We start from the raw sequence: 5,415 nt of genomic DNA on the forward strand, positions 1-5,415 counted from the left end.
GAGGTGGTGGTGGCGGGCGACGCTTACGCCGCCGTCTCGAGTCGCGAGGCAGCGATGTCCGCCGAGGTGCGCGAGCAGCTGGCCACCTACGGCAGGGACGACGCTGTAGGGCTCTACGACGAGTCGGACTGGGTGGAGTACGAGATCGAGATCGAGCAAGGCGGGCTGTACGAGCTGCGGCTCGACTATCTGGCCTTGAAGGGAGCGTACGGCCCGATCCAGATCGGCGTGCAGATCGACGGCGAGTATCCGTATCGGGAGGCGACGAGCATCGGCCTGCGCCGGCTGTGGCGGGACGGCATCTTCCCGCTCCAGCAGGACGAGCGGGGCAACGAGATCCGGGCGCTGCAGGAGGAGATCACGGAGTGGCAATCGCTGGCGCTGTCCGACTCCTCGGCGGCCTACTCGGGTCCGCTGCTCTGGCTGCTCGAGGCGGGGACGCATCGGTTGCGCATCCAGACGATCTACGATCCGCTGCTCATCTCGCGGCTCGCGCTGCAGCCGCCGAGCGAGCCTCCGGCCTACGAGCAGACGAGCGGCTATGCCGAGTCTGCGCCCGCTTCGCAGGGGGGCTGGTATACGATGATCGAAGCGGAGCGGATGTGGCGCAAGTCGGACTCCTCGCTGCAGATGAGCGCCTCGCTCGACGAGCTGGCCTCTCCCGCCTCGCAAGGCAAGATTGTCTATAACACGATCGGCGGCGATCGCTGGAAGCGGGGCGGTCAGTGGGCCGAGTGGCAGTTCGAGGTGCCGGAGGACGGCTATTATACGATTCACTTCAAGTATTCTCAGGGCTACCGTAACGACGCTGCCGTCTTCCGCAACATCACGCTCGACGGCCAGTATCCGTTCCGCGAGCTGCAGGCGTATCCGTTCGATTATACGCACAAGTGGAAGCTGGAGACGCTGGGCGACGAGGCTGGCGAAGCGTATCGGTTCCACCTGAGCGCAGGCGCCCATACGCTGCGGATGGAGGCGACCTATGCGCCGCTGCAACGGATCGTCGAGTCGATGCAGCAGGTCGTGGCCCAGATCCAGACGCTCAACCGCGAGGTGCGACTCGTCACCGGCGTGCGCGATCCGTTGCTCGGCGACAGCAACCGCGACTGGAATCTGGCGCTCTACATCCCGGATATCGCCGAGCGCTACGAGGGACTGATCGGCCAGCTCCAGATGCAGCTGGAGGGACTGGAGACGCTCTACGGCCGCAAGGTATCGGGCTCCGACGGCATCCGCTCCGGCATCTCCGATCTCGTCAAGCTGCGGGATCAGCCGAATTTGTTGCCGCGTCGGCCGGAGATGCTCGCCTCGGTCCAGGAGACGCTCGCCGCATTTATGACGGAGCTGCGGGAGCAGCCGCTCGACCTGGACATGATCCTCGTGTCGCAGCCGGGCGCGGAGCTGCCGGACGTCATCCCGAGCTGGCGGCAAGGCGTCAGCAACGCGCTCCGGGGCTTCTTCCGGACCTTCTCCAGCGACTACAACTACTATGGCCGCGAGGACGAGGACGCCATCACGATATGGGTCAACCGGGGCCGGGATTATGTGAATCTGCTGCAGCAGATGGTGGACGAACAGTTCACTCCGATGACAGGTATTCGGGTCAATATCAACCTGATGCCCAACCCGCAGCAGCTCATCCTCAGCAACGCCGCCGGGCGCGAGCCGGATGCAGCGCTTGGCGTCGACCCGGGGACGATCGTCGACTTCGCGATGCGGAATGCGGCGGTCGATCTGAGCCAGTTCCCCGACTATGACGAGGCGGCAGCGGAATTTAGCCCAGGCATGCTGGTCCAGCTCTATTACGATGGCGGGCGCTATGGTCTGCCAGAGACGGCATCGCCCAATATCTTGTTTATCCGCAACGACCTGTTCCAGGCGATCGGCATCGAGCGCCCGGATACGTGGGAGGAGGTCTACGCAATCTTGCCGGATCTGCAGCAGCGCGGCTACGACTTCTATTACAGCCACAGCAACTACCTGCCGTTCGTGTTCCAGAACGGGGCGGAGTTCTTCACCCCGGACGGGATGCGCTCGGGACTGGATACGCCGGAGGGCTTCGCCGCCTTCAAGCAATGGACCGATCTGTTCCAGGTATACGGCTTCCCGCGCGAGGTGCCTAACTTCTATATGCACTTCCGCAACGGCGATATGCCGATCGGGATCGCGGACTTCAACACCTACCTGCAGCTGCTCGTCGCTGCGCCGGAGATCGCCGGCCTCTGGTCGGTCTATCCGGTCCCGGGCGTGGAGCGAGACGGCCAGGTCGAGCGATGGGCGGGCGGAGCGCTGCAGGGCGGCATGATCTTCCGCTCCTCGGAGCGGGCCGAGGAAGCCTGGCAATTCATCAAGTGGTGGGTATCCGCCGATGTGCAGTCGCAGTACGGCAATGAGATCGAGCTGCTCAACGGCACCGAGTTCCGTTGGAATACGGCGAATGTGCAGGCGCTGCAACGACTGCCGTGGCCGCAGGAGGATGCCGCCGCCATCTTCGAGCAGATGAGCTGGTTCAAGGAAATGCCGATCGTGCCGGGCTTCTACTTTACGCCGCGCGAGCTGAACTTCGCCTGGAATCGCACCGTGCTCGGCGACGACAACTACCGGGAGTCGCTGGAGGCATCGATCCTCGAGATCAACCGGGAGATGCGGCGCAAGGCGCAGGAGTTCGGACTGGTGGACGAGCAGGGCAATCGCTTGCGCTCGCTCGATATCCCGCAGATTCAACAACGATGGGAAGGAAGGGATGGGTCATGAGCGTCGCCAACGTTGGACGCGTGCTGCGGGAGATGAAGGCCAACTGGCTGTCGTATGTATTCGTGGCCCCGTTTTCAATCGTATTTCTATTCTTTATCTTCGTCCCGACCTTGGCGGCGATCGGCCTGTCCTTTACATCGTTTAATGCGATCGAGCCGCCGCGATTCGTCGGCTTGCGCAATTATATCAACCTGCTGACCCAGGATACGACGTTCTGGATGTACGCCATCCCCAATACGTTCAAGTTCGCATTGATCGTCGGCCCGTTTGGCTACTTGTGCTCGTTTGCGCTGGCCTGGCTGATCACGCAGCTGCCGAGCAAGACGCGGGTCTGGTACACGCTCGCCATGTACACGCCGTCGCTGACGGCTGGCGTAGCGATGGCGGTCGTCTGGATCGTCATCTTCAGCGGCGACCGGCTCGGCTATATGAACAGCCTCCTGCTGGAGCTAGGCTTGATCCAGCAGCCGCAGCTGTGGGTGCAGGACCCCAAGTACCTGATGAACATCATGATCGTCGTCAGTCTGTGGGCGAGCATGGGGGTCGGCTTCCTCGCGATGCTGGCCGGCATCCAGAGCGTGGACAAGACGTTGTACGAGGCGGGCAAGATCGACGGCATCAAGTCGCGTCTACAGGAGATCTGGTACATTACGATCCCGTCGATGAAGCCGCAGATGCTGTTCGGCGCAGTCATGGCGATCGTCGGCACGCTGCGGGCGGGCTCGATCAGCGTCGAGCTGACGGGCTCCAACCCGACGCCGCAATATGCGGGGCATCTGCTGATCAACCATGTCGACGATTATGGCTTTATCCGCTACGAGATGGGCTATGCGTCCTCGATCTCGGTCGTGCTGCTTCTGATTATCTACATGACGAGCCGGGTGTGCTGGCGATTGTTCGGCACGGAGGGGGATAGCAAATGAGCAGGCGGCTTCGCAAATTTTCGTGGTTTCAGCTTTTCCTGGTGCTGTTTTTAACCGGTCTGTCGATCTTTATGCTGCTGCCGATTATTTATTTGTTCAATCACGCTTTCAAGCCGGCGAGCGAGCTGTTCAAATATCCGCCGACCTTTATCGTAGAGCAGCCGTCGCTCAAAAACTTCAGCGATCTGCTGATGGCGACCAAGTCTTCGCTGGTGCCGGTCACTCGCTATCTGTTTAACAATCTGGTCAGCACCTCGCTTACGATTGCGCTCGCTACCCTGTTCAGCATCCTGTGCGCCTTTGCGCTCTCCAAGGGGAAGTTCCCCGGCAAGGGGCTGCTGTTCTCGACGATCGTCGTATCGCTTATGTTTGCGCCAGAGACGGTGCAGATTCCCCGGTACTTCGTTATCAACGAGCTGGGGCTGATCAATACGTATTGGGCGCATGTGCTGCCGCTGGTGGCGATGCCGGTCAGCGTCTTTCTAATGAAGCAATTTATCGACCAGATCCCGAGCGAGCTGCTGGAGGCGGCTCGGGTCGAGGGGGCCAGCGAGCTGCGGATGCTGGCGTCGATCGTCGTGCCGCTCAGTCTGCCGGCGGTGGCGACGGTCGCCATCCTCTCCTTCCAGGGCTCCTGGTCCAATCTGGAGACGTCGACGTTTTTTATCGAGGACGAGACGATGAAGACGCTGCCGTTCTATGTGCTTACGCTGACCAGCGGCCTTAGCAACTCTGTAGCCAGACAGGGCGTGGTCGCCGCTGCGACGCTGATTATGTTTATTCCGAATCTGATTTTCTTCCTGCTGCTGCAGCGCAAGATGATCGATACGATGATGCATTCCGGCATCAAATGAAGCGTCTTGCTCGAAGGAAGGGGGGATATTTTTTGTCTCGATGGATTAAATGGAGCGGCGCGCTGCTGTTATGCTGGCTGCTGCTCGCGCCTGCGGACGCTGTACGGGCCGCTTTGCCTTATGACACGTATTCGTTTGACGCGCAGGGCGCGCGCTTCGCGGTGCAGGCGGCATATATCCCGGAGCGTATGATCGGTCTGGACTCGCCGACGCTGCGCTTCGACAGTCCCGAGGACCTGATGATCGACGCGCACGATCAGCTCTATGTCGTCGACGGGCGCAACAATCGCGTCGTCAAGCTGGATGAGAATTACGAGCCGGCGCAAATATTCGGAGATGAGGACGGCGAGGGCGCGCTGAAGCGGCCGGAGGGCGTCTATGTGGCGGCCGACGGACTCGTCTATGTGGCGGATACCGGCAATCGGCGGGTAGCCGTCTACCGGGCGGACGGTACGTATATTCGCGCGTATGGCAAGCCGGAGAGCGACTATCTGCCCGAGAACTTCCGCTACGAGCCGATGAAGCTGGCCGTCGATCATCGCGGCGTCATGTATCTGGTGCTCAAAAGCGGCTATCAGGGGCTGATGCTCGTCGATACGCAGGATGGCGAGTTCCGCGGCTTCTTCGGGATGAACAAGGTGGCCTTCGATCTGCTCGACGCCTTGAAGCGGCGCTTTTTCACCGAAGCCCAGATGTCGCTGGAGGGCGACAAGCTGCCCGGCACGATCAGCAATGTCGCCATCGACGCGCAGGGGCTGATCTATACGACGAGCGTACGGGTGCCGTCCAGGCAGCTCAAGAAGCTGAATTACGCCGGCTCCGACCTGCTCGGCGACCGCGTCTATGGCGAGCGGCGGCTCAAGACGGGCCAGGAGCGGCTGTTC

At 61.4% G+C, this 5,415-nt stretch carries 3 protein-coding genes and 1 pseudogene; all 4 read left to right on the top strand.

The window, feature by feature from the left end:
• On the top strand, positions 1 to 2,754 hold a 2,754-nt coding region (locus PA598K_RS20045; RefSeq protein WP_185602121.1), incomplete at its 5' end, for an extracellular solute-binding protein.
• Entirely contained in the window at positions 2,751 to 3,677 is a 927-nt protein-coding gene (locus PA598K_RS20050; RefSeq protein ID WP_260405509.1) for a carbohydrate ABC transporter permease, read from the top strand. The genes PA598K_RS20045 and PA598K_RS20050, both read left to right, overlap by 4 nt.
• A complete protein-coding gene (locus PA598K_RS20055) occupies positions 3,674 to 4,531 on the top strand; it encodes a carbohydrate ABC transporter permease (RefSeq protein WP_128658669.1) in 858 nt (285 codons plus the stop codon). The genes PA598K_RS20050 and PA598K_RS20055 overlap by 4 nt, the downstream gene beginning before the upstream one ends.
• Positions 4,532 to 4,563: 32 nt before the next feature.
• A pseudogene (locus PA598K_RS20060) lies at positions 4,564 to 5,415 on the top strand (hypothetical protein); the annotation flags it as partial.

The sequence above is a fragment of the Paenibacillus sp. 598K genome, assembly GCF_003851045.1.
In the GTDB taxonomy this organism is placed as follows: domain Bacteria; phylum Bacillota; class Bacilli; order Paenibacillales; family Paenibacillaceae; genus Paenibacillus_D.

Excerpts from the sequence above, each read along its gene's own strand:
- PA598K_RS20050 (WP_260405509.1), top strand. The coding sequence starts at position 2,751 with ATGAGCGTCGCCAACGTTGGACGCGTGCTGCGGGAGATGAAGGCCAAC.
- PA598K_RS20055 (WP_128658669.1), top strand. The coding sequence starts at position 3,674 with ATGAGCAGGCGGCTTCGCAAATTTTCGTGGTTTCAGCTTTTCCTGGTG.